At 68.7% G+C, this 20,931-nt stretch carries 20 protein-coding genes; 3 read left to right on the top strand and 17 right to left on the bottom strand.

What is annotated here, in order from left to right:
• The 11 genes from AB0N61_RS13010 to AB0N61_RS12960 form a co-directional block, all read right to left on the bottom strand.
• Nucleotides 1-1,764: an Ig-like domain-containing protein gene (locus tag AB0N61_RS13010; protein WP_363364642.1), complete on the bottom strand. Its 1,764-nt coding sequence runs from the start codon at nucleotides 1,762-1,764 to the stop codon at nucleotides 1-3.
• Nucleotides 1,754-2,545: a TIGR03943 family protein gene (locus AB0N61_RS13005; protein WP_363364641.1), complete on the bottom strand. Its 792-nt coding sequence runs from the start codon at nucleotides 2,543-2,545 to the stop codon at nucleotides 1,754-1,756. The genes AB0N61_RS13010 and AB0N61_RS13005 overlap by 11 nt, the downstream gene beginning before the upstream one ends.
• Complete coding sequence (locus tag AB0N61_RS13000) at nucleotides 2,538-3,545, bottom strand: permease (protein WP_363364989.1); 1,008 nt, start codon at nucleotides 3,543-3,545, stop codon at nucleotides 2,538-2,540. The genes AB0N61_RS13005 and AB0N61_RS13000 overlap by 8 nt, the downstream gene beginning before the upstream one ends.
• 23 nt (nucleotides 3,546-3,568) lie before the next feature.
• Complete coding sequence (locus AB0N61_RS12995) at nucleotides 3,569-3,985, bottom strand: transcriptional repressor (RefSeq protein ID WP_167948159.1); 417 nt, start codon at nucleotides 3,983-3,985, stop codon at nucleotides 3,569-3,571.
• A gap of 137 nt (nucleotides 3,986-4,122) precedes the next feature.
• The gene (locus AB0N61_RS12990; RefSeq protein ID WP_363364639.1) at nucleotides 4,123-5,001 is read right to left on the bottom strand and encodes a metal ABC transporter permease; all 879 of its coding nucleotides are present in this window, start codon (nucleotides 4,999-5,001) and stop codon (nucleotides 4,123-4,125) included.
• Nucleotides 4,998-5,852: a metal ABC transporter ATP-binding protein gene (locus AB0N61_RS12985; protein ID WP_167948158.1), complete on the bottom strand. Its 855-nt coding sequence runs from the start codon at nucleotides 5,850-5,852 to the stop codon at nucleotides 4,998-5,000. Before AB0N61_RS12985 ends, AB0N61_RS12990 begins: the two co-directional genes overlap by 4 nt.
• Entirely contained in the window at nucleotides 5,849-6,844 is a 996-nt protein-coding gene (locus tag AB0N61_RS12980; protein WP_363364636.1) for a zinc ABC transporter substrate-binding protein, read from the bottom strand. Before AB0N61_RS12980 ends, AB0N61_RS12985 begins: the two co-directional genes overlap by 4 nt.
• Nucleotides 6,845-7,021: 177 nt before the next feature.
• A complete protein-coding gene (locus tag AB0N61_RS12975) occupies nucleotides 7,022-8,713 on the bottom strand; it encodes a glycoside hydrolase family 13 protein (protein ID WP_363364633.1) in 1,692 nt (563 codons plus the stop codon).
• A 46-nt stretch (nucleotides 8,714-8,759) separates the two neighbouring features.
• Nucleotides 8,760-9,638 (bottom strand): carbohydrate ABC transporter permease, encoded by an 879-nt coding sequence (locus tag AB0N61_RS12970; protein ID WP_363364631.1) that lies wholly within the window; start codon nucleotides 9,636-9,638, stop codon nucleotides 8,760-8,762.
• Nucleotides 9,638-10,639, bottom strand: a complete 1,002-nt coding sequence (locus AB0N61_RS12965; RefSeq protein ID WP_363364629.1) for a sugar ABC transporter permease — start codon at nucleotides 10,637-10,639, stop codon at nucleotides 9,638-9,640. The genes AB0N61_RS12970 and AB0N61_RS12965 overlap by 1 nt, the downstream gene beginning before the upstream one ends.
• Nucleotides 10,636-11,979 (bottom strand): ABC transporter substrate-binding protein, encoded by a 1,344-nt coding sequence (locus AB0N61_RS12960; RefSeq protein WP_363364627.1) that lies wholly within the window; start codon nucleotides 11,977-11,979, stop codon nucleotides 10,636-10,638. The genes AB0N61_RS12965 and AB0N61_RS12960 overlap by 4 nt, the downstream gene beginning before the upstream one ends.
• Before the next feature lie 101 nt (nucleotides 11,980-12,080).
• On the opposite strand from AB0N61_RS12960, the gene AB0N61_RS12955 reads away from it, so the two are divergent.
• A complete protein-coding gene (locus tag AB0N61_RS12955; protein WP_363364625.1) occupies nucleotides 12,081-13,301 on the top strand; it encodes an ROK family protein in 1,221 nt (406 codons plus the stop codon).
• A 33-nt stretch (nucleotides 13,302-13,334) separates the two neighbouring features.
• Here AB0N61_RS12955 and AB0N61_RS12950 read toward each other — a convergent pair whose 3' ends face one another.
• From AB0N61_RS12950 to AB0N61_RS12940, 3 genes are read right to left on the bottom strand one after another with little or no spacing between them, the layout of a single operon-like run.
• Complete coding sequence (locus tag AB0N61_RS12950; protein ID WP_363364623.1) at nucleotides 13,335-14,318, bottom strand: hypothetical protein; 984 nt, start codon at nucleotides 14,316-14,318, stop codon at nucleotides 13,335-13,337.
• On the bottom strand, nucleotides 14,315-14,950 hold the full coding sequence (locus AB0N61_RS12945) for a sigma-70 family RNA polymerase sigma factor (RefSeq protein ID WP_363364621.1): 636 nt from the start codon (nucleotides 14,948-14,950) through the stop codon (nucleotides 14,315-14,317). The genes AB0N61_RS12950 and AB0N61_RS12945 overlap by 4 nt, the downstream gene beginning before the upstream one ends.
• 31 nt (nucleotides 14,951-14,981) lie before the next feature.
• Entirely contained in the window at nucleotides 14,982-15,437 is a 456-nt protein-coding gene (locus AB0N61_RS12940; protein WP_363364620.1) for a hypothetical protein, read from the bottom strand.
• Nucleotides 15,438-15,707: 270 nt separating this feature from the next.
• Between AB0N61_RS12940 and AB0N61_RS12935 the strand changes: the two genes are divergently transcribed.
• A complete protein-coding gene (locus AB0N61_RS12935; RefSeq protein ID WP_363364619.1) occupies nucleotides 15,708-15,986 on the top strand; it encodes a helix-turn-helix transcriptional regulator in 279 nt (92 codons plus the stop codon).
• Nucleotides 15,983-17,323, top strand: coding sequence for a type II toxin-antitoxin system HipA family toxin (locus AB0N61_RS12930; RefSeq protein WP_363364617.1), 1,341 nt, complete (start codon nucleotides 15,983-15,985; stop codon nucleotides 17,321-17,323). The genes AB0N61_RS12935 and AB0N61_RS12930 overlap by 4 nt, the downstream gene beginning before the upstream one ends.
• Nucleotides 17,324-17,384: 61 nt before the next feature.
• Here the strand turns inward: AB0N61_RS12930 and AB0N61_RS12925 are convergent, their stop codons facing one another.
• From AB0N61_RS12925 to pdhA, 3 genes are read right to left on the bottom strand one after another with little or no spacing between them, the layout of a single operon-like run.
• Entirely contained in the window at nucleotides 17,385-18,743 is a 1,359-nt protein-coding gene (locus tag AB0N61_RS12925) for a dihydrolipoamide acetyltransferase family protein (protein WP_363364615.1), read from the bottom strand.
• A gap of 34 nt (nucleotides 18,744-18,777) precedes the next feature.
• The gene (locus tag AB0N61_RS12920) at nucleotides 18,778-19,743 is read right to left on the bottom strand and encodes an alpha-ketoacid dehydrogenase subunit beta (protein WP_363364988.1); all 966 of its coding nucleotides are present in this window, start codon (nucleotides 19,741-19,743) and stop codon (nucleotides 18,778-18,780) included.
• A gap of 11 nt (nucleotides 19,744-19,754) precedes the next feature.
• The gene (gene pdhA / locus AB0N61_RS12915; protein WP_363364613.1) at nucleotides 19,755-20,882 is read right to left on the bottom strand and encodes a pyruvate dehydrogenase (acetyl-transferring) E1 component subunit alpha; all 1,128 of its coding nucleotides are present in this window, start codon (nucleotides 20,880-20,882) and stop codon (nucleotides 19,755-19,757) included.
• Nucleotides 20,883-20,931: the final 49 nt, after the last annotated feature.

Below are 20,931 nucleotides of genomic sequence, written 5' to 3'. Positions count from 1 at the left end.
TCAGAACTGCGGGGCCGTCTGGCACCACGAGGCATCGAAACCCGTGAGCGCCACGATCTCGTCGCCCGTGCGGAGGTCGAGCAGGTGCGTCTCGAGGTTCTCGGGCAGTGGCAGCAGCATCTGGTCGTAGGGGTTGTCGGCGAGCTCCGGCGCGATCACCACCGCGGCGTACTGCCCACTGGGCGACGCGCAGGCCTGCAGGATCGAGTCGGTCGAATCGACCTCGACGAGCGGAGTCGCCGCGCCCTCCTCATCGACCCGGATGACCGCCTGGCCGACGGGCAGCCCGTTCTCATCGCGCGACACGACATGGCGCAGCGTGCCGCCGGGGAACGGCGTGATCGTGATCGCGCCGCCGTAATCGGGACTCGAGGCCTCGAGGGGCACCTCCGACCCGTCGGCGAGGTTCAGCTCGACCACCGAGCCGTCGAGACGCTCGACGATCGCCGTGTAGGTGCCGCGCGAGATGCCCTGGATGGTCGTCGCCAGTCCGAGGGACTGCACGCCCGCATCGGTCGAGCGATCGACCAGCGAGAGTGCACCGTCGAAGTCGATGAAGAGCACGGCGGAGCTGTCGGGCACGAACTGCCAGACGAAGATGTTCGCCTCCTTGCCCCCGACCTCGGTGACCACCGGTTCGTCGTCGCCGCTGAGCGACTGGGTGACGAGCACGCTGGCGCGCCCTTCGGTGTCGCTGAGCTCCTTGTCGGAGTAGCTGTAGCCGACCAAGCCCCCGCGGTCCGAGACCTGGATGGCGCCGACGTACCCGACGCCGGGCAGCTCGAGCTCCCGCTGATCGGTTCCGTCGCGGTCCATCACGAGCAGCTTCGAGCCGTCGTCCTCCTCCACCGAGACCACGAGCTGCGACGAGGTGGCGCGGAAGTCGTTGATCTTGTCGGCCGCGAACACGGGCTTCGCCTTCTCGCCCGACAGGTCGGTGCGGAAGATCGTGTCGTCGCCGTCGGCGTCTCGGCGCAGCAGGAAGATCTGGGATGCCGGCGTCGAGAAGCTCGTCGAGAGAGTGGCGCTGGGGCCACCGCCGGCGCCGACCGCGTCGGCGACCGTCACGGTGTACTCGGTGTCATCGTCGAGCGGCACGGTGAAGCGGATGCCGATTCCCCGGCCTGCCGCGTCGACGGTGAACGGCACGGCCGGCTCGACCGTCACCTGAGACTCGTCGATCGCGGCGAGCGACTGGTTCGCCGTGAGGATGACCCGGCTGCCCGAGCTCTCGATCGCCTCGGTGGGGTTCACCTGCACCTCGGTGATGCGGGGGCCCTGGGTCAGGCTGACGACGCCCAGCCCCGCGCCGACCAGCACGAGGATGCCGAGCACCGCGCCGAGGGCGAGCAGGAACCGGCGGTCGCGGGGCGCGGTCGGCGTCTTCTCGGCGCGGGGCTTCGAGCGGGTGGGCTCGGGCTCGGGCCGCGGTTTCGTGATCGCCGGCTCGGGCTCCGGCGCGGGTTCGACGGGCTCGGGCTCGGCCGGTTCGGGCTCGGCCGGCGCGGACTCCGGCTCGGGCTCGGCCGGCGCAGGCTCGGGCGCGGGCTCGGCGGGCTCGGTCGGCGCCGGCTCGGGCTCGGCGGGCACAGGCGCGGGCTCGGCCGCCGCGGACTCCGGCTCGGGCGTGATCGGCGCCGCATTCGCTCCCTGGTCCGCCGCAGCGGCCGCAGCCGCCGCAGCCTCGGCCACACGTGCGGCACGCAGCTCGGCTCGGGTGCGCGGCACGGCGGGCGCATCGGGGCGCTCGTCGTCAGTACTCATACGGGTCCTGAGGCTCGTCGATCGCGGTGACCGTCGTGGGTTCGACGTGCAGCGAGCCGTCGGCATCCGCCTTGACCGTGCCCTCGACCTCGACCCACTGGCCGGTGTCGAACTCGCCCGCATCGATCGTGACCGGCAGCGTCGCCGGCTGCGCGTCGATCACGCAGTGCGTGATGACGAGGCGGGTCAGGTTGACTCCGTCCGCATCCGTCGGAGTGACGAAACCCGTCAGGGTGACCGTCTTGCCGTCGTAGGCTGCGGTGTTGGTCGCCGTGGCGAAGACGCTGGCCCAGTCGCCCACGCCGAAGGTCGCGGTGTCGGCGACCCCGAGGGTCACGTCGTCGGCGCCGGCGAACAGCGCGGTCTGCTCTCCCACTCGCGACATCGCGAGCTCGACCGACAGCGACGCCGGCGGCAGCACGAGTGCGGCGATGACGACCCCCGAGGCGACGACCCCTCCGGTGACGGTGCCGGCGAGGGCGAGGCTGCGACGGGGCGAGGCCGCGGCATCCGCGTCGGTGTCGTGTCCGTGATCGTGCCCGTGGTCGTCCTCTTCTCCGAGCGGCAGGGTGCACGACCAGATGGCTCCCAGCAGAGTCACGACGGCCGCGGCGCACGCGAACCAGACCGACTCGGGGCTGATGTAGAGGTTCAACCGGCCGGTCAGACCGAGCCCGAGCGTGACGACCGAGATCACGGCGGCCAAGCCGATGCCGAGCCAGCGGGTGCCCAGCGCGCGGGCGCGTGCACGGGCCTGCGACGGGTGCGCGTGGTCAGACAAAGACGTTCACCCCGATCCCGATCATGAAGCTGGCCGACAGGACGACCGCGACGATGCCGACCAGTGTGCGGGTGGTGAAGGTGGTGCGCATGAGCGCCAGCATCTTGACGTCGACGAGCGGGCCGACGAGCAGGAACGCCACGATCGCGCCCGACGAGAACGTCGAGGCGAACGAGAGGGCGAAGAAGGCGTCGACGTTCGAGCAGATCGCGACCGTCATCGCGAGGGCCATCATCGCGAGGATCGACAGCACCGGGTTGGAGCCGATCGCCAGCAGCACGTCGCGAGGGATCAGCACCTGCACCGCTCCGGCGAGCGCCGATCCGACGACGAGGGCGGGCATCACCGCGCGCAGCTCGACGAGGAACTGCGTGAGGCTGCGGCGCACCGGCGTGCCGGGCTCGTGCGTGACGCGCTCGCACGTGTCGATGAACCGCTGGGTCAGCAGAGAGTCGGGCGAGGGGTGACGGCTGTAGATCCAGCCGATGAGGTTGGCGATCAGGTAGCCGCCCACGAGGCGCGCGACCAGGATGCCGTCGTCGAAGCCGAACGCCGCGTGCGTGGTCAGGATCACGATCGGGTTCACGATCGGGGCGGCGATCAGGAAGGTCAGGGCCTCAGCCGGTGCGAGCCCGCGCATCATCAGCCCTCGCGCGAACGGCACGTTGCCGCATTCGCACACCGGGATGAACATGCCCAGCAGCGACAGCACCGCACGGCGGGCCCATGCGCGCTGGGGCAGCCAGCGGTGGATGACGTCGGCGGGCAGCCACACCTGCACCACGATCGACAGCAGCACGCCGAGGATCACGAACGGCAGAGCCTCGATGAGCACACTCAGAGCGAGGGTCAGCCCGTCCTGAGCCCTGCTCGGCAGGCTCTCGGCGAAGAGCTGCGGAAGGAACCGGTCGATCAGGAAGAGAGCGGCCACGATCGCGGCGCCGAGGCCCACGCCGATCCACGGCGAGCGCGGCGGTCGGGAGGGTCGGTGCGAGTGCACCGTCCGTGGGGCGGCCTGGACGGTCACGCGTTCGCTGCCCGTTCGGCATCCCGCTTGTTGGTGCAGGAGGCGCACAGCCCGAAGATGTCGACCACGTGGGCCGCATCCGTGAACCCGTGGAGGGCGGCGGTGCGGTGCGCCCACTGCTCGACGTCGGTCGCCTCGATCTCGACCGTGAGTCCGCAGTTGCGGCAGATCAGGTGATGGTGGTGACCCTGGGTGGTGCAGGCGCGGTAGAGCGCCTCCCCCTCGGGGCTCTGCAGCGAGTCGGCGTCTCCGGCCGCGGCGAGTCCGGCGAGGGCCCGATAGACGGTGGCGAGGCCGATGCCGGTGTTGTCGTCGCGCAGCGAGGCGTGCAGGTTCTGCGCACTGACGAACCCTCGCGCGTCGGCGAGGGCTTCGCGCACGCGATCGCGCTGCCAGGTGTTCCGCTGAGCCATACCGACGATTCTAGGCGCGCCGCCCTTTACAGGCCCTGGGAGTGCCCCCGGCCCTTTCGAATCGCGCACTTGGCAGTTTTCGGGCCCTCGGATCTGCACAGTGCGCGATTCGAAAGGGAGGGAGCAGGGTTGAGCGGTCAGGCCCGCACGCGGCGCACGCCGCCCCGAGCGCGTTGGATGATCCAGCACACCACGTAGATCGTGAACGACAGAGTCGTGATGTACGGGCTCACCGGCAGGGTGCCGGCCAGAGCGAGCAGGATGCCGCCGACCGCCGACACGAAGCCGAACAGCGCCGCGAGCAGCGGCACGGCCACCGGTCCGGCCGAGACGCGCATGGCGGCGGCCGCGGGTGTCACGAGCAGCGCCATCACCAGCAGCGCCCCGATGATGTGCACGCTGACCGCGACGATCAGACCGAGCAGCACCATGAACAGCAGGCTCACCGCGCGCGTCGGCACACCGCGGGCGGCCGCCGACTCGGGGTCGAGCGAGTCGAAGCGCAGCGGGTTCCACATGATCAGCAGCCCGAGCAGCACGACGATGCTGATGCCGACCAGCCAGCCGAGGTCGGGGCTCGACACCGACACGATCTGCCCCGTCAGCAGACTGAAGCGGTTGGCGCTGCGTCCGTCGTAGAGCGAGAGGAACAGGATGCCGAGGCCGAGGCCGAACGGCATGAGCACGCCGACGATCGAGTTGCGGTCTCGGGCCTTCGCGCCGAGGATGCCGATCAGGATCGCCGCCACCAGGGCACCGCCGAGCGACCCGGCCACCACGCTGCCGCCGAACAGCAGCGCCGCGGCGGCACCGGCGAACGACAGCTCGCTCACGCCGTGCACCGCGAAGGCGAGGTCGCGCTGCATCACGAAGACGCCGATGAGTCCGCCGACGATGCCGAGCACCGCTCCCGCGATGATCGAGTTCGCGAGCAGCGCGACGAGCTCGCCGTAGTCCTGGAACGAGAACACGTCACTCCAGTCGACCGCGGGCACGATGCCGGCGATGACGGTCATGCGGCACCTCCGTGGTCGTGGTCATGGGAGTGATCGTGGTGGGGCTCGGCATCCGGCACGCCGACGACGACCAGGCGGTCGCCCGCACGCAGCACGAATACGGGGGTGCCGTAGAGCTCGGTGAGCACGCGGGTCTGCAGGACCTCTTCGGGGGTGCCGAGCACGAAGCGACCGCCCGCGATGTAGAGGATGCGGTCGACACGGCCGAGGATCGGATTGATGTCGTGCGTGACGAACAGCACGGCGGCGCGGCGATCACGGCGCTGGCGGTCGATGATGTCGGTGATCGCGACCTGGTTCGCGAGGTCGAGATTCGACAGCGGCTCGTCGCACAGCAACAGGGTGGGCTCATCGGCGAGCGCCTGACCGACGCGCAGTCGCTGCTGCTCGCCGCCCGAGAGCAGTCCGACCCGACGGTCGGCGTAGTGCGCCGCTCCCACCGAGTCGAGCAGCTGGTCGACCTTGGCCTTGTCGCCGCGGTGCGGGATCGGGAAGCCGAAGCGGCTGCCCTGCACCCCGAGAGCGACGAGGTCGCGGGCTCGCATGCTCGTGTCGGGGGCGAGCGAGCGCTGCTGCGGGATGTATCCGATGCGCGGATTGCCCTTGCGCACCGGTCCCCCGGCGACGGAGATCTCGCCCGCCGACAGCGGCTGCAGACCCAGGATGCTGCGCAGCAGCGTGGTCTTGCCCGAGCCCGACGGCCCGAGCACGGCGATGAACTCCCCGGGCTCGACGGTGAGGTCGAGGCCCGACCACAGTTCGCGGTCACCGCGCTGCAGTGCGGCTCCCCGCACCTCGAGCACGGGACTCGACTTCTCGGCTCCTGCCCGCGCGTCGGCGGCGGCGCTCACGACTGGAGCGCGTCGGCGAGGCTCTGGATCGCGTCACTCATCCACTCAGAGTACGACGATCCGTCGGGCAGCAGCTCCGTGAAGGCCACGACGGGGATGCCGGCGTCCGTCGCGGCATCCTCGACCCGCTGCGTCTCGGCCCCGCCGGTCTGCGCGTTGGTCAGCACCGCCCGCACGTCACCGCCGTCGATCACGTTCAGGGTCTCGAGCAGGGTCGCGGGGGCGACGTCGCTGCCCTCCTCGACCGACTCGGCGAATCCCTCGGGGGTGACATCGGTGAGTCCGGCCGCGGCCGCGAGGTACCCGGGCAGCGGCTCGGTGATGATCACGTTCGCCCCGGCGGCATCCGAAGCGAGGGTCTCGAGGTCGGCCTCGAAGCCCTCGAGGTCGGCGACGATGTCTTCCGCGTTCGCGGTGAACTCGGCCTCGCCGTCGGGGTCGATCGCGGCGAGTTCGTCGGCGATGGCCTCGACCACGTGGATCATCGTGTGCGGGTCGAACCAGACGTGCTCGTTGAAGCCCTCGATGTGGTCGTGACCCTCATGGCCCTCTTCGCCCTCGGCGTGGTCGTGGTCGTGCTCCTCCTCGGCCGTGCTCTCGTCGTCGGTGTGCCCCTCGTTGCCGGGGAAGTCGTGCGAGAACTCGACGGCCGTGACCAGGTGCGGATCGTCGGCGTCCTGCAGCAGGGTGTCGATGAACGCGTCGTAACCGCCGCCGTTCTCGATCACGAGGTCGGCCTTCTGCACCGTCAGACGGTCGCGGGCCGAGGCCTCGTACGAGTGCGGGTCCTGCGTGGCCGATTCGATGATCGACGTCACGTCGACGCGCTCGCCCCCGATCTGGGCGGCGAGCGAGCCGTAGACGTTGGTGCTCGCGACGACGGTCACCGCTCCGCCGTCGCCGCCCTCTCCCGCAGCGGGGGTGGTCGAGCATCCGGCCAGCGACAGGGCGGCGACGGATGCGAGGGCGAGGGCGACGAACGACTTCTTCATGCTCTCACTCTAAACGCTAATGAGAACCATTATCAAATCCGCTGAAGATGGTCGGGAGCCCTTGGGGGGCCGGCTGCAGGACCGAAGCACGGATGCAGGACGAGAAACGCGTTCTCGTCCTGCATCCGTGCTGTCATCCTGCAAACGGGTCAGTGAGACCGGGCAAGTGAGACTGGCTCAGCCGATCAGGCCGGGCGCGATCCAGACCGTCGATTCGGCCGGCACGGCTCCGTCGATCACCGTGCCGAGCACGACATCCGTGGCATCCGACCCGAGATCGAACGACTCGGCCCCGAAGTTCGTCACGATCTGCCAGCCGTTCGGTCGGGCGAAGCGCAGCACGTCGGCACGGCCGGTCTCGATCCACTCGAGGCGCTCGTCCGTCTGCAGCTCACGGCGCAGTCGCAGGGCCTCGCGGTACAGCGTCAGGGTCGACGAGGGATCGCCGTCCTCGACCTCGACCGCGGACTCGGCGAACCACTCGGGCTGCGGCAGGTGCGCGTCACCGTCGCCGAATCCGAACGACGGGCCCGATGCGCTCCACGGCAGGGGCACGCGGCATCCGTCGCGTCCGAGACCGTCGAACTCCGCTCCGCGGAAGAACGCCGGGTCCTGACGCTGCTCGGGGCCGATCTCGGCCACCTCCTGCAGTCCGAGCTCCTCTCCCTGGTAGAGGTAGGTGCTGCCGGGCAGCCCGAGAAGCAGCAGCGTCGCGGCATGCGCCCGGCGGAGTCCCGCCTCCCGGTCGAGCTGCTCGGCGGGGCCACCCGCGGCGACCCACTCGACCCCCTGCTTCACGCCCGTGCGGCCGGCCAGCGGAGCAAGACCGTATCGAGTCGCATGACGGGTGACGTCGTGGTTCGACAGCACCCATGTGGTCGACGACCCCGTGGCATCCGACTGCGCGAGATTGTCGGCGATGATGGTGCGGAACTGCGTCGCGTCGAAGTCGGCGACCAGCAGGTCGAAGTTGAACGCCTGTCCGAGGCCCTCGGCCGATGCATAGCGCGCGCGACGCTCGGGCGTGCTGACCCAGGCCTCCGCCACGGCGGTGCGGGGCGGGTCGTACTCGTTGAAAACCTTGCGCCACTCGGCGTAGATCTCGTGCACATCGTCACGGTCGTGCAGGGGGTGGTTGCCGTCGTGCGGCATCCCCTCGAGCTCGGCCGAGCTGGGCAGCGGCTCGGAGAGGTCCTTGGTGAGCATGTGCGCCACGTCGATGCGGAACCCGTCGACCCCGCGGTCCGACCAGAAGCGCAGGGTCTTCAGGAAGTCCTCGCGCACCTCGGGGTGATCCCAGTTGAAGTCCGGCTGCTCGGGGGCGAAGCTGTGCAGGTACCACTGGCCGTCGTCGACGCGCTCCCACGCCGACCCGCCGAACGCGGCCGTCCAGTCGGCGGGCGGCTCGGCGCCGTCGGGCCCGGACCCCTCTCGGAAGATGTAGCGCTCTCGCGCGGCTGAACCACGGCCGGCGGCGAGCGCCTCCTGGAACCACTCATGCAGATCCGACGAGTGGTTCGGCACGATGTCGACCACGACGCGGATGCCGCGGTCGTGCAGTGCCGTGACCATCTCGTCGAAGTCCTCGAGGGTGCCCAGGCGCGGGTCGACGTCGCGGTAGTCGGCCACGTCGTAGCCGCCGTCGGCGAGCGCCGACGGATAGAACGGGCTGAGCCAGACGGCGTCGATCCCGAGCTCCTGCAGGTAGTCGGCGCGCGAGACGATGCCCGGGATGTCGCCGAGTCCGTCGCCGTTCGCGTCGGCGAAGCTGCGGGGGTAGATCTGATAGACGGTGGCCTGGCGCCACCATGCGGCCGTCGTGTCGTCGCTGGTCTCGTCGCGGGTCTCGGTGAGAAGCGCATCGGTCATGAGGGGGTGTTGCTCCTTCGTGTTGCGGTCTGGAATGTGCGAGAGGTCAGCCCTTGACGGCGCCCTGCGTGACGCCCTCCATGACGAAGCGCTGCGTGAACAGGTACGCCAGGATCGCGGGGGCCATCGCCATCAGGTATGAGGCGAACGACACGTTGTAGTTGTTGCTGAACTGGGTCTGGAAGAGGTTCTGTCGCACCGGCAGGGTCTGCAGCGCCGGGTCCGAGATGATCAGCGACGGCATCATGAAGTCGTTCCACGCGTAGAGGAAGGCGAAGATGCCGACCGTGGCGCTCATGGGTGCCAGCAGCGGGAAGATCAGCCGCCAGAACGTCTGCCAGGTGGTGGCGCCGTCGATGCGCGCGCTCTCTTCGAGCTCGATCGGGATCGACCGGAGGAACGCGGTGAACAGCAGCACGCTGAAGCTCAGCTGGAACATCGTCGCGAGGATGATCACGCCGAACGGGTTGTCGAGGCCCACCCAGCCGGTCAGCTGGATCTGCGGCAGCGCCACCACCGGGAACGGGATGAACATCGCGGCGAGCAGGTAGAAGAACGACCAGCGGAACAGGCGGTGGTCCCAGTTGCGCACGATCGCGTACGACGCGAAGGCCGCGAGCACGATCGTCGCGGCCACCGTGCCGGCCGTGACCAGCAGCGAGATCCCGGCGCCCACCGGGAACTTCGTGAGGTTCCAGGCTTCCACGAACCCGTCGATGCTGAAGGGCGCCGGCAGTGAGAACGCGTTGCCGTCGACCGCCTGGCCCGTGGTCTTGAAGGCCATCGAGATGGTGACGTACAGCGGCAGCAGCACGGTGACCGCGCACAGGATCAGGATGATCGTGCCCGACCAGTTGACGCGCTCCATGCGGATGCGCGGCTTCTTGCCCGAGGTGGGGATGGTGGTGAGTGTCTGCGTCGACATCAGAGTGCGTTCCTTCCGCGGGTCAGCGAGAGCTGCAGCAGGGAGATGAGCACGGCGACGATGAAGAAGATCGTCGCGTTGGCCATCTGGTAGGCGTAATCTCCGCCGTTGAAGCCCGCGATGATCGTCATCGCGACACTGCGGGTGGCGGTGCCGGGGCCGCCGTTGGTGAGGCCGACGATGATGTCGTAGGCGTTGAGGAAGCCCTTGAAGCCCAGGATCACGTTGATCACCACGTATCCGGCGACGAGCGGCAGCGTGATGCGGAACAGCTGCTGGCTCTTGCTCGCCCCGTCGATGCTGGCCGCCTCATAGACCTCGCCCGGGACCGACAGCAGGCCCGCGATGTAGATCAGCAGGGTGCCGGGAACCGCCTGCCACGCGGTCACGATCACGATCGCGACCCACGCGAGATCGGGGTTCGCGAGAATGCTCGTCGCGAGCCAGGGGATGCCGGTGATCTCACCCGCCGCCGGGATCGAGTTCGAGAACAGGAAGTTGAAGACGTAGGCGATGATGATGCCCGAGATCACCATCGGGATCACGAAGATCGTGCGCAGACCGGTCTTGAAGCGGATGCGGGAGGTCAGCCCGACCGCCAGCAGGAACGCGATCACGTTGACGACGATCACCGTGGCGATCGAGAAGCCGAACGTGAACAGGTAGCTCTGCAGGATGGCCGGGTCGCTGAACATCGCGATGTAGTTGGTCAGCCCGTTGAAGCTCCACTCGCCGATGCCGATCGAGTCCGTGAAGCTGAAGAAGATGCCCATGATGCCGGGCACGGTGATCGCGAGCGTGAAGATGACCAGCGTGGGCAGCAGGAACAGATAGTAGATCGGCTCGACTCTGCGGGTGCGGCGTGCGAGCTTGCGGGTGCCGCCGGTGACGATCGCCGTCGTGTCGGTGGTCGGAGTGTTGGGCTTCGTGATGTTGTCGGCCGTCGGGCGCGCCGACGACGGGTTGGGAGCTGCCGGGTTGGGCAGAGCGGTGTTCGTCATGGCGTGGACTCCTCTGTCTCGCCGGATGCTGAGTCCTCACCGGAGGCGTTGTCCTGGGTCGACGGGATGGGAGCGCGGAACGCGATCCTCGCCCAGTCGGCATCCATGGTGCGCAGCGTGGAGGTCGTGGACGCGCCCAGCACCATCGCCTGCGCGTAGTTGAAGACCGGCAGGGTCCGGGGCACGAGCACCGAGGGTCCCTGGTAGATCTGGCCGTTGTCGTAGTACTCGATCATCCCCTCGATCCGAGGATCATCCGGGGCCGGTGCGTCCTTCGTCGGGGTGAAGCCGAGCTGCGAGGCGTTGTAGGCCTCGATGTTCTCGGGCTGGAACAGGTACTCGAGAAAGTCGCCGGCTGCCTCCTGATGCTGCGAGCCCTCGGGGATCATCGCCGCGAGGTCCATGTTGACGCGCACGCCGAGGTCGGCCGGGTCGTCGGTCATCGGCAGCGGGAACGTGCCGAGGTCGAGGTCGGGAGCGGTCTTCGCGATCTCGCTGAACGCCCACGGCCCCTGCAGATACATCGCCGCCTCGCCCTTGCCGAAGGCGAGGTTGCCGTCTCCATAGGCGCGGCTCGCGGCATCCGCGTTGGTGTACTCGCTCGCGAGCGTCATCATGCGGTCCATGGGCTCGGCGAAGTCCTTCTCGAACGACACCTCGGAGTCGGGCCCGACCTCGGTGCCCTCCTGCGCGAGCGTGTCGAAGAAGTCGATCACGTCGACCGAGCCGCCGGCCGTGTAGTCGTACCAGCCCTGCGCGACCGTCCAGTCGTCCTTGAACGTGGCGTAGAACGGGTCGATGCCCGCCTCCTTCAACTGGTCGCACACCGCGAGGAGCTCATCCCAGGTCTGAGGGACCTCGAGTCCCTGCTGGTCGAAGATCTCCTTGTTGTAGATGACCGAGGCGCCCATCACGGAGTAGGGCAGCGCGCTGGTGCGGCCTTCGCACGAGCCGTACTGCTCCATGAGCGGCTGCAGATCGTCGCGGATGGTCGCTGCGGCGGCGGTGTCGGAGAGATCGGTGAGTGCGCAGCGCTGCACGAAGCGGGCGATCTCGTAGTTGTAGTTGGCGAGCATGATGTCGGGCGGGTTGCCGCGCACGAAGCTCGCCGAGACGACGTCGACGCCCGAGGTGTCGATCTCGACGCGCACCCTGTCTTGAGACGCGTTGTAGTCGGCGACGAGCTCGGTCATGAACTCGATCGCCTCCCGTTTGCTGAACGTGAACCGGATGGTCTCGGTTCCGCCATCGGCCGAGCAGCCGGCCAGAGCCGTGCCGACCAGAGCGAGCGCGGCCGCACCGGCCATCAGCTGCGCCGGGCGTGGGGATTTCACAGACACCGTCGTCCTTTCGTCCTGTAAATCTGCAGACTAAATCTAGTGAGCGAATTTACTTCGATGACCGGTACTCTCTCATCTGGACGAGAGTGAGGTCAAGACCCGTGACAGAAGTCTCCGCAGGTCTGGGCACCGGACGAGCCAGTGTCGGCGCCATCCTCGACTTCGCCTGGGCGGCCGGGGAGTTCACCGCGACCGAGGCGATGGCGAGCACCTCGTTGACCCGTTCGACCACGATCGACGGCATCGACACCCTCGTCGATGCCGGCGTGCTGCGCGAGCTTCCCAACGCCCGCGCGGCCGGGAGCTACCGCGCCGGGCGGCCCGCGAGGCGGTTCGTGCTGGCATCCGATCTCGGCGTCGTGATCGGGGTGGATGCCGGCGACACGCACCTCGCCGTCACCGTCGCCGACCCGACCGAGCACACTCTCGTGCATCACCGCACCGATCTCGACCCGACCCAGACCGCTGCGGCCCGGCGCGCAACGATCCTCGACCGGATGCAGCACGCACTGGCGGAAGCGGAGGTCCCGCGCAAGGCGGTGCTGGCGATCTGCGTGGGCGTCGCGGCGCCGGTGAACCGGGCGGGCATCTCTCCGCCGCATCCCGAAGGCTTCTGGGAGCGGACCAATCCGGGTCTCGCCGAGGCCCTCGCCGACTGGGCACCGGTCGTGCAGATCAAGAACGACGCGCAGCTGGCCGCGATCGCCGAAGGCTCCGCCGGAGCCGCAGTCGGATGCCGTGACTACGTCGCCCTGCTCGCGAGCGAACGATTCGGCGGAGGCGTCGTGGTCGACGGACACGTGCTGCACGGCGCTCACGGCGGAGTCGGCGAGGGCGTCGTGTTCGATCACATCGTCGGCGTCGGATCGGCCTTCGGACTGCGCTACGCCCTGCAGGATGAGGTGCGCGCGGCGGTCGAGAGCCGCGAGATCGAACCCGATTCGGCGATCGGTCGACTCGCTCGCGAGGACCGCGTCGACCCCCGCCTCGTGCTGACGGCTGCGACGGCGGGCGACGCCGACGCCCTCCTCGCCACCACACGCGTCGGCGGGACCCTCGCCCGGGTCGTCGGCGTGCTCGGCAGCATGTACGACCCGGCGCGCGTGATCGTGTGCGGCGCGGTGGCCGAGAGCATCGCGCCCGTGCTCACGGCGGCGCGCGAAGTGCTGCCGGCCCAGCTGCACCTGCCGGCACCCGAGATCCTCGCCTCGACGCTCGGCGCCGAGGTCGTGTCGATCGGCGCGATCACGACTGCCCGCCGTGCTGCGCGCGAGGTCGCCGTGCCCCTGCTGGCGGAGCGGCGACTCAGCACCGTCGGCTGAGCCTCGGATCCCGAGTGCGGCACAGGGTCGGCGTCAGCCGGCATCCCACATCGTGTAGAGGATGACGCCGGTCGGAAGACCGTTCAGGGGCTTCACCAGCTCGCTCTCCATGCCGACGATCCGACCGGTGTCGGCCGAGAGGAAGAACGTCTCCTCGCGCTCCGGGATCACCTGCGCGACCCGCACCCCGATGACGTCTCGGCCGAGACGGTCCTCTGTCTCGCCGAGGACGGTGAGCCCGCCGGCCTCATCGAGAAGCCGCAGCAGCGTCGCATGCTGTTCGTCGTCCAGTGTCCAGTACTGCAGAAGGCCGGCGACCGCAGAGAGCAGCTCCCCCGACGACGACTCGTCGGTGGCCCCGAACACCGCCAGCGCCCGCTCGAGGTCTGCCGTCGACGATCCGCGCAGAGTCACGGCATCCGGAGCGAGGGTGAAGGCGTCAGCCGGCGTGACGACGCGATCGATGAGCTCGCCCGGCTGGTACGGGCTCGGCTCCACGCCGTCAGGCCGCTCGTTGTCCGACCAGTACGAATCGCCGGCCACCGTCGTGCTCGTCGAGCCACCGTCGGGGCTCCATTCGAAGGTGGTCTCCTGCGGCACGATCTCGACGTTCGCCGACGCCATCTCGACGTTCCATCCCCAGGTGACCGAGTGCACGGTCGAGGCCTGGACGACGTCGGGAGGCGCGAGCAGATCCCGCTCGGCGCCGGAGAGAACCTCGGAGACGGAACCGGCGGGGGTGTACTCCAGCGGCGGCGGCATCAGCGCGACGGCCGACTGAGAGGGGGTGAGGACGTTCACCGCGACGAGCAGCGCGATGACCACTGCGGCCGTCGCCGTCGTGACCCCGGCCCAGACGAAACCGCGACGTGGTCGATTCCGGTCGCTGACCCGAGCGCCCCGGATGATGCTCTCGCGCGTGGCGATCGCGCGAGCGTCGAGCGGCGCATCCACAGGACGACGGGCGGGCGCGGCGGCGCGGAACAGGCGGTCGAGGTCGTCATCCGAATAGCTCACGATGCACCGCCTTCCAGCGTGCGTCGCAGCTTCCTGCGCGCTCGTGTCAGGGTGGCCCAGACCGCCTCGGAGGTCGTGCGCAGGACTTCGGCGACTTCACCGGCACTCAGGCCGTCCCAATAGGTGAGAACGACCACCTGCCGCTCCCGCGCATTCAGCGAGCGGATGGCCGCACGCAGGGCGAGCTTCTCCATCGGATCCATCGGCTCTGAGGGGTCCTCCAGACCGCGCTCCAGAGCGGCGAGCGCCCGCTCCCGGGATCGGGCCCTTCGAGTCCGGTCCCGCAGCTTGTTGTTCGCCGTCCTCAGGAACCACGAGGGCGCGAACGGGCGGGCGGGATCCAGCTTCTTCCATGCGACGGCGAAGACCTCTGCGGTCAGCTCATCGACATCGGCGGCGTTGTCGACGTAGCACTCCACGTGATGCCGCACGCGCGACCAGTGCTGCTCGAACAGCTGTCGGTACACCGTGGTCCGGGCATCCGAGCCGCGGAAGGGCGAGTCGCCCGGCGCCGCATGCGAACGCGGTCGACCGGGGAAGAGCGAACCCGCCGACGGGAACGGCTCGGCGCCGGTGTTCGCGAGCACCAGAGGTCGGGTGAACCCGAACCGAAACATGGTGACCTCGCTCACGATCGCTAGCTCCTCCAGCGTAGGTGCGGCTTCAGAACGTGCAGCGCAGAGTGCTGACCGCGCCAGACACGTCCACTCGCGTTCCCGCTGCGGCCGTGCCCACGACCGTGCCGGCTCCGGTGCGCGCCTGGACCTTGCCCGACGAACGCGCGTTCGCGACGGACGCGACGACCGGCAGGGCCGCCGTGCTCACAATGCCGCAGACGCCGAAGCTCAGGCGCGTGCCGCTGCCCCCGGGACCCGAGTATGCGCAGAACTGCCCGTCCGCGCAGGTGCCGACGGCCCGGGCGAACGGACTCGGGACGCTGAGCTGCATGTCGAGATCCCGCCATACGACCGTATACGGGTCGACGACGGTGCCACCCGGAACAGCATCGATGGCGTACTCGACGTCGGGGTGCAGCTCCCCGTCTGCGGCCTGCGCTGCGCTCGTTCCCGAGAGCATGAGCAGGGCGATCGCGGTCACGGCGAGGAGCTTCGTCTTCATGGGGAGGTCCGTCGTTCAAGAGATGGGGCACTCCCACTCTCCGTCGCCGGGCGCCGGGGGATCCCGCCGGAACGCGCGCCCTATCGCCGCTGAGCCGACTTCCTGACAGAAGTCGTCACGATCAGTGAGGTGAGGGGACCGACGAACGGCACGAGCTTCGCGCCCCGTCCGATGTCGAGAGTGCCGGGTGCCCGAAACTGTGAATATTGACGGCTACAATCGTCATACCCGCCAGAATTGACGACTGCAACCGTCAAACGAGGAGCAACAATGAGTGACAACCCGAATCTCGTGGATTTCGGCCAGAACATCCGAACGTGGCGCGTACTCTCTCGTTTACCGGCCACCGTCGTCGCCGAGCGCGCCGGCATCACGAGAGATACGCTCCGTTCGCTCGAGAGAGGTGCGGGCTCGGTCAAGCTTGAGAACGTCTTCGCAGTCCTCGAGGCTCTGGGACTCGACAGCAAGCTACGCGACGCGCTCGATCCTGCTTCGGATGAACGCGGTCGCGCCCTCATGCGCCGCAGCACCAGAGGAAGTCGTCGATGAGACTGGACATCTCGGTCGTTCTTCCTTCGGGGGAAGAGACGCTTGCAGGCACCGTGGACGACACGGGCGGCGTTGTCGCATTCGAGTACTCTCGCGACTACGTCGCACATACGGAGTCCTATCCTCTCGCCCCTTCTTTGCGCGTGGGCCGCGGCGAGTTCATTCCGCCCAGCACCCGGCCCATGCTCGCCGGCCTCGCCGACGCGCAGCCGGACACATGGGGACGACGGCTCATGCAGTCCATCGAACGTCGCGACACGGGCAGGTATCGGCACCCCACCGAGCTCGACGTCCTCAGGCGCGTCGGCGATGCAGAACGCCTCGGCGCACTCCGGGTATCCATGGACGGCGTGTATCAGTCACCCCCCGACGGCAGAACGGCCCAGCTGGCCGACCTGCCTGACCTCATCGACGCGGCGAAAGCCTTCGAGCGGGGCGAGGAGATCCCCAGCGACAAGCTCACGCTGCTGCAAGCCGGAACGTCCATGGGTGGCGCTCGACCCAAAGCCACGGTCCTCAACTCGAACGGACAGCTCGCGATCGCCAAACTGCCGGCGCGCGATGACTTCGGGGATGCGATGGCCTGGGAAGCCACTTGTCTGGAGCTCGCACGCCGTTCCGGGGTGAAGACCCCGCGCTTTCAGCATCATCGCTTCGAGTACAACTCGGTATTGGTCGTCGAACGCTTCGACCGAGAAGGCGACAGGCGAGTGGGATACCTCAGCGCGGACGGGATGTTGAACAAGTCCCCCGGAGAACATGTCGACTACGTCCGACTGGTCAACACCCTGCAGAAGAACTCAGCGAGCGCCGATGCCGACTCGGCGGAGTTGTTCCGGCGGGTCGCGCTCACTCTTCTCGTCAACAACGTGGACGACCATATGCGCAACCACGGCTTCCTCCGGGAGCGCAACGGATGGCGGCTTGCCCCCGTGTTCGATATCAACCCGTTCTACAAGCTCGGCACTCTGGAATCCACCCCGGTGAGCCCCGACGACGACCCCCGCGACAGGGACATCCGCCTTCTTCAGGAGAACCACGATGCGTTCAGGCTGACCCGATCTGCGGCGTCCGACATCATCACCGCCGTGGAAGCGGCCACAGCCGACTGGCAAGACGTCGCCCTGGGGTTCGGTGTTGCTCCGGAGGCTCTGGGAACGATGTCCGACGCATTCGACGGCCCCAATCGAGAGCGTGCACGCGCGCTGCCTCGCGGCGACTCCGGCAGGCCCGTGCGCATCGACCCCGGCGTCGACTCTCAGCCACGTGACAAAGCCGGTCGGTTCGACCGGAAAGAGTCGGCCGCTGCGGAAACCTCATTCTCCGATCCCGAATGACGGTTAGAGTCGCCATTTCTCCTTATTTTGGCGGCTGTAACCGTCAAAGCACCGCGAACAGTCACTCGACGAGCAGCGCGGGCTCCTCGAGCACGGATGCCACGTCGGCGATGAACCGGCTCATGCCGTCTCCGTCGATCACGCGGTGATCGAACGATCCGGCGACCGTGGTGACCCAGCGGGGGCGCACCTCGCCGTCGACCACCCACGGCTTCTGGCTGATCGTGCCCATCGCCACGATCCCGGCCTCGCCGGGGTTGATGATCGGCGTGCCGGCATCCATCCCGAACACTCCGATGTTCGTGATCGTGATCGTGCCGCCCTGCTGGTCGGCGGGGCTCGTCTTGCCCTCGCGGGCCGTGAGGGTGAGGCGGTTCAGGGCGCGGGCGAGGTCCTTCATGCTGAGGTCCTGCGCGTCCTTGATGTTCGGCACGAGCAGACCGCGAGGCGTCGCTGCGGCGATGCCCAGGTTCACGTAGTGGCGCACGGCGATCTCGGCGCCGCCCTCGGTCTCGATCCACGCGGCGTTCACCATCGGGGTGCGACGAGCGGCCCAGATGACGGCGCGCGCCATGATCAGCAGGGGTGACACGCGGATGTCGGCGTAGTCGGGCGACGCCTTGAGTCGCTTGACGAGCTCCATGGTGCGGCTCGCGTCGATCTCCTTCCATACGGTCACGTGCGGAGCGGAGTAGGCGCTCTGCACCATCGCCGACGAGGTCGCCTTGCGCACGCCCTTGACAGGGATCGACTCGGTGCGATCGTCGCTCTGACCGGGGGCGGATGCCGGGGCCGGGGACAGTCCGCGCGCGAGGCCGGCCGGGGTGCTCTGCGGCGCGGGCACCGTCTCCTCGCGCACGGCACCCCACTCGGGAGTCTCGATGTTGCGGAAGACGCTCGCCTGCGAGGCGTGGGTCATCACGTCGTCACGGGTCACCTCGCCGTCTGCTCCGGTGGGCGTGACCGAGGTGAGGTCGACACCCAGGTCGCGGGCGAGCTTGCGGATCGGCGGCTTTGCGATGACGCCGACCGACGAGCGAACGGGCCGCTCGGCCGGACGCTTGCGTCGCGAGGTCGCCCCACCGCCTGTGCCGTAGCCGACGAGAACCGAGCCGCCGCCCTCTTCGGGCGCGGGAGCCTCGGCGGTCGCGATCTTGCCGGGTCCGGCGTCGTCGCGCGCATCGGTCACGAAGGTGATGATCGGCGACCCCACCTCGACGGTCGCGCCCTCGGCCGCGAGCAGTTCGCCGACGATGCCGGCATGCGGCGACGGCAGCTCGACGAGCGACTTGGCGGTCTCGATCTCGCAGATGACGTCGTTGATGGCGACGGAATCACCCGGCGCGACCTTCCACGCCACGATCTCGGCCTCGGTCAGGCCCTCGCCCACATCGGGGAGGTTGAAGTTCTGCGTGCTCATGTGCGGTCCTCTCGGAACGGTGAGGTCAGGGCGATCAGTAGGCGAGCGAACGGTCGACGGCCTCGAGGATGCGGTCGGCATCCGGGAGGTAGGTGCCCTCGAGCTTGGCGGGCGGGAACGGGGTGTCGTACCCCGAGACCCGCAGCACAGGGGCTTCGAGAGCGTAGAAGGCGCGCTCCATGACGGTCGCGGCGATCTCGCTGCCGATGCTGACGGAGCCCTGCGCCTCCTGTGCGTAGACCATGCGTCCGGTCTTGCGCACCGAGCTCAGGATCGGCTCGTAGTCGACCGGCGACAGCGAACGCACGTCGACGACCTCGCAGCTCGTCCCCTCGGCTTCGGCGAGCGCAGCCGCCTGCAGCAGGGTCGTGACCATGGCGCCGTGTCCGACGAGCGTGACGTCAGAACCTGTGCGCACGACGCGAGACGAGTGCAGCGGGGCGGCCGATGCATCGAGCTCGACCTCGCCCTTCTGCCAGTAACGGCTCTTCGGCTCCATGAAGATCACGGGGTCGTTCGACGCGATGGCCTCCTGGATCATCCAGTACGCGTCGTTCGGCGTCGACGGCGAGACCACCCGCAGACCCGGGGTGTGCGCGAAGTACGCCTCGGGGCTCTCCTGGTGATGCTCGACCGCACCGATGTGCCCGCCGTAGGGGATGCGGATCACGATCGGCAGGCTGAGCTTGCCCTCGTGACGGTTCGTGAGCTTGGCGAGCTGGGTCGTGATCTGGTCGAACGCCGGGAACACGAAACCGTCGAACTGGATCTCGATCACGGGGCGGAATCCGGCCATCGCGAGTCCGATCGCCGTGCCGACGATGCCCGATTCCGCGAGCGGGGTGTCGAGCACGCGGCGATCGCCGAAGTCGCGCTGCAGGTGCTCCGTGACGCGGAAGACGCCGCCGAGCTTGCCGATGTCCTCGCCCATGAGCAGGACTTTGGAGTCGTCTTCCAGCGCCTTGCGCAGGCCCGAGTTCAGCGCCTTGCTGAGGGGCATCGTCTCGAGAGTCACTTGCCGTCTCCTTCGAACGATGCCTCGTACTGCCTGTGCCAGGCCTTCTGCTCCGCGATGAGCGGATGCGGGTCGCTGTACACGTGGTCGAACATCTTGTCTGCCGTCGGCGATCCGAGTTCGACGCTGCGCGAACGCAGGTCCTCGGCCGCGTCGGCCGCCTCGGCATCCACGTCGGCGAAGAACTGTCCTGCCGCTCCCCTGTTCTCGAGGAAGGCACGCATGCGGTCGATCGGGTCGCGCAGCGCCCACGACTGCTCCTCGTCGGAGCCGCGGTACTTGGTGGGGTCATCGCTCGTGGTGTGCGCGCCCAGACGGTACGTGACCGCCTCGATCGCCCGGGGCCCCTGACCGCTGCGGGCCTCGTCGAGGGCCACGCGCGAGACGGCATAGCTGGCGAGCACGTCGTTGCCGTCGACGCGCACGCTGGGGATTCCGTAGCCGGCGCTGCGCTCGACGAGCGGCACCCGCGACTGCGTCGCGACGGGCACGGAGATGGCCCAGTGGTTGTTCTGCAGGAAGAACACGGTGGGAGCCTGGTAGCTCGCGGCGAACACCATCGCCTCGTGCACGTCGCCCTGGCTCGACGCCCCGTCGCCGTAGTAGACGATGACGGCTTCGTCGGTGTCGGGATCGCCGGTGCCGGATCGTCCGTCGAAGTTCAGCCCCATCGCGTATCCGGCGGCGTGCAGCACCTGCGAGCCGAGAACCAGCGTGTAGAGGCGGGTGTTGCCGTTCTTCGGGTCGGTGGGATCCCAGCCGCCGTGCGAGACGCCGCGCATCAGCTTGATGATGTCGACGGGGTCGACGCCGCGGATGCGCGTCACGGCGTGCTCGCGGTACGACGGGAAGAGCGTGTCCTGCGTGCGTGCCGCGCGGGCGGAACCGACCTGGGCGGCCTCCTGCCCCCGGCTCGGTGGCCACAGCGCGAGCTGCCCCTGACGCTGCAGGTTGGTCGCCTGGGTGTCGATCGCGCGGATGACGACCATGTCGCGGTAGAACTGCTCGAGCTCGGCGTCGCTGATCGCCTCGATCAACGACAGATACTGCTCAGCAGCCGGACTCGGCGTGAAGCGGCCATCCTGATCCAGGACGCGGACGAGTTCAGTCTCTGACGAGGTCACGACCCCCACGCTACCTGCGCGGGCATGCCCGGTCACGCATACCTAGGAC

The sequence above is a fragment of the Microbacterium sp. NPDC089320 genome, from assembly GCF_040684875.1.
Classification (GTDB): Bacteria; Actinomycetota; Actinomycetes; order Actinomycetales; family Microbacteriaceae; genus Microbacterium.
The sequence above is the reverse complement of the archived record's forward strand: the minus strand, read 5'-3'. Positions and strand labels throughout refer to the sequence as shown.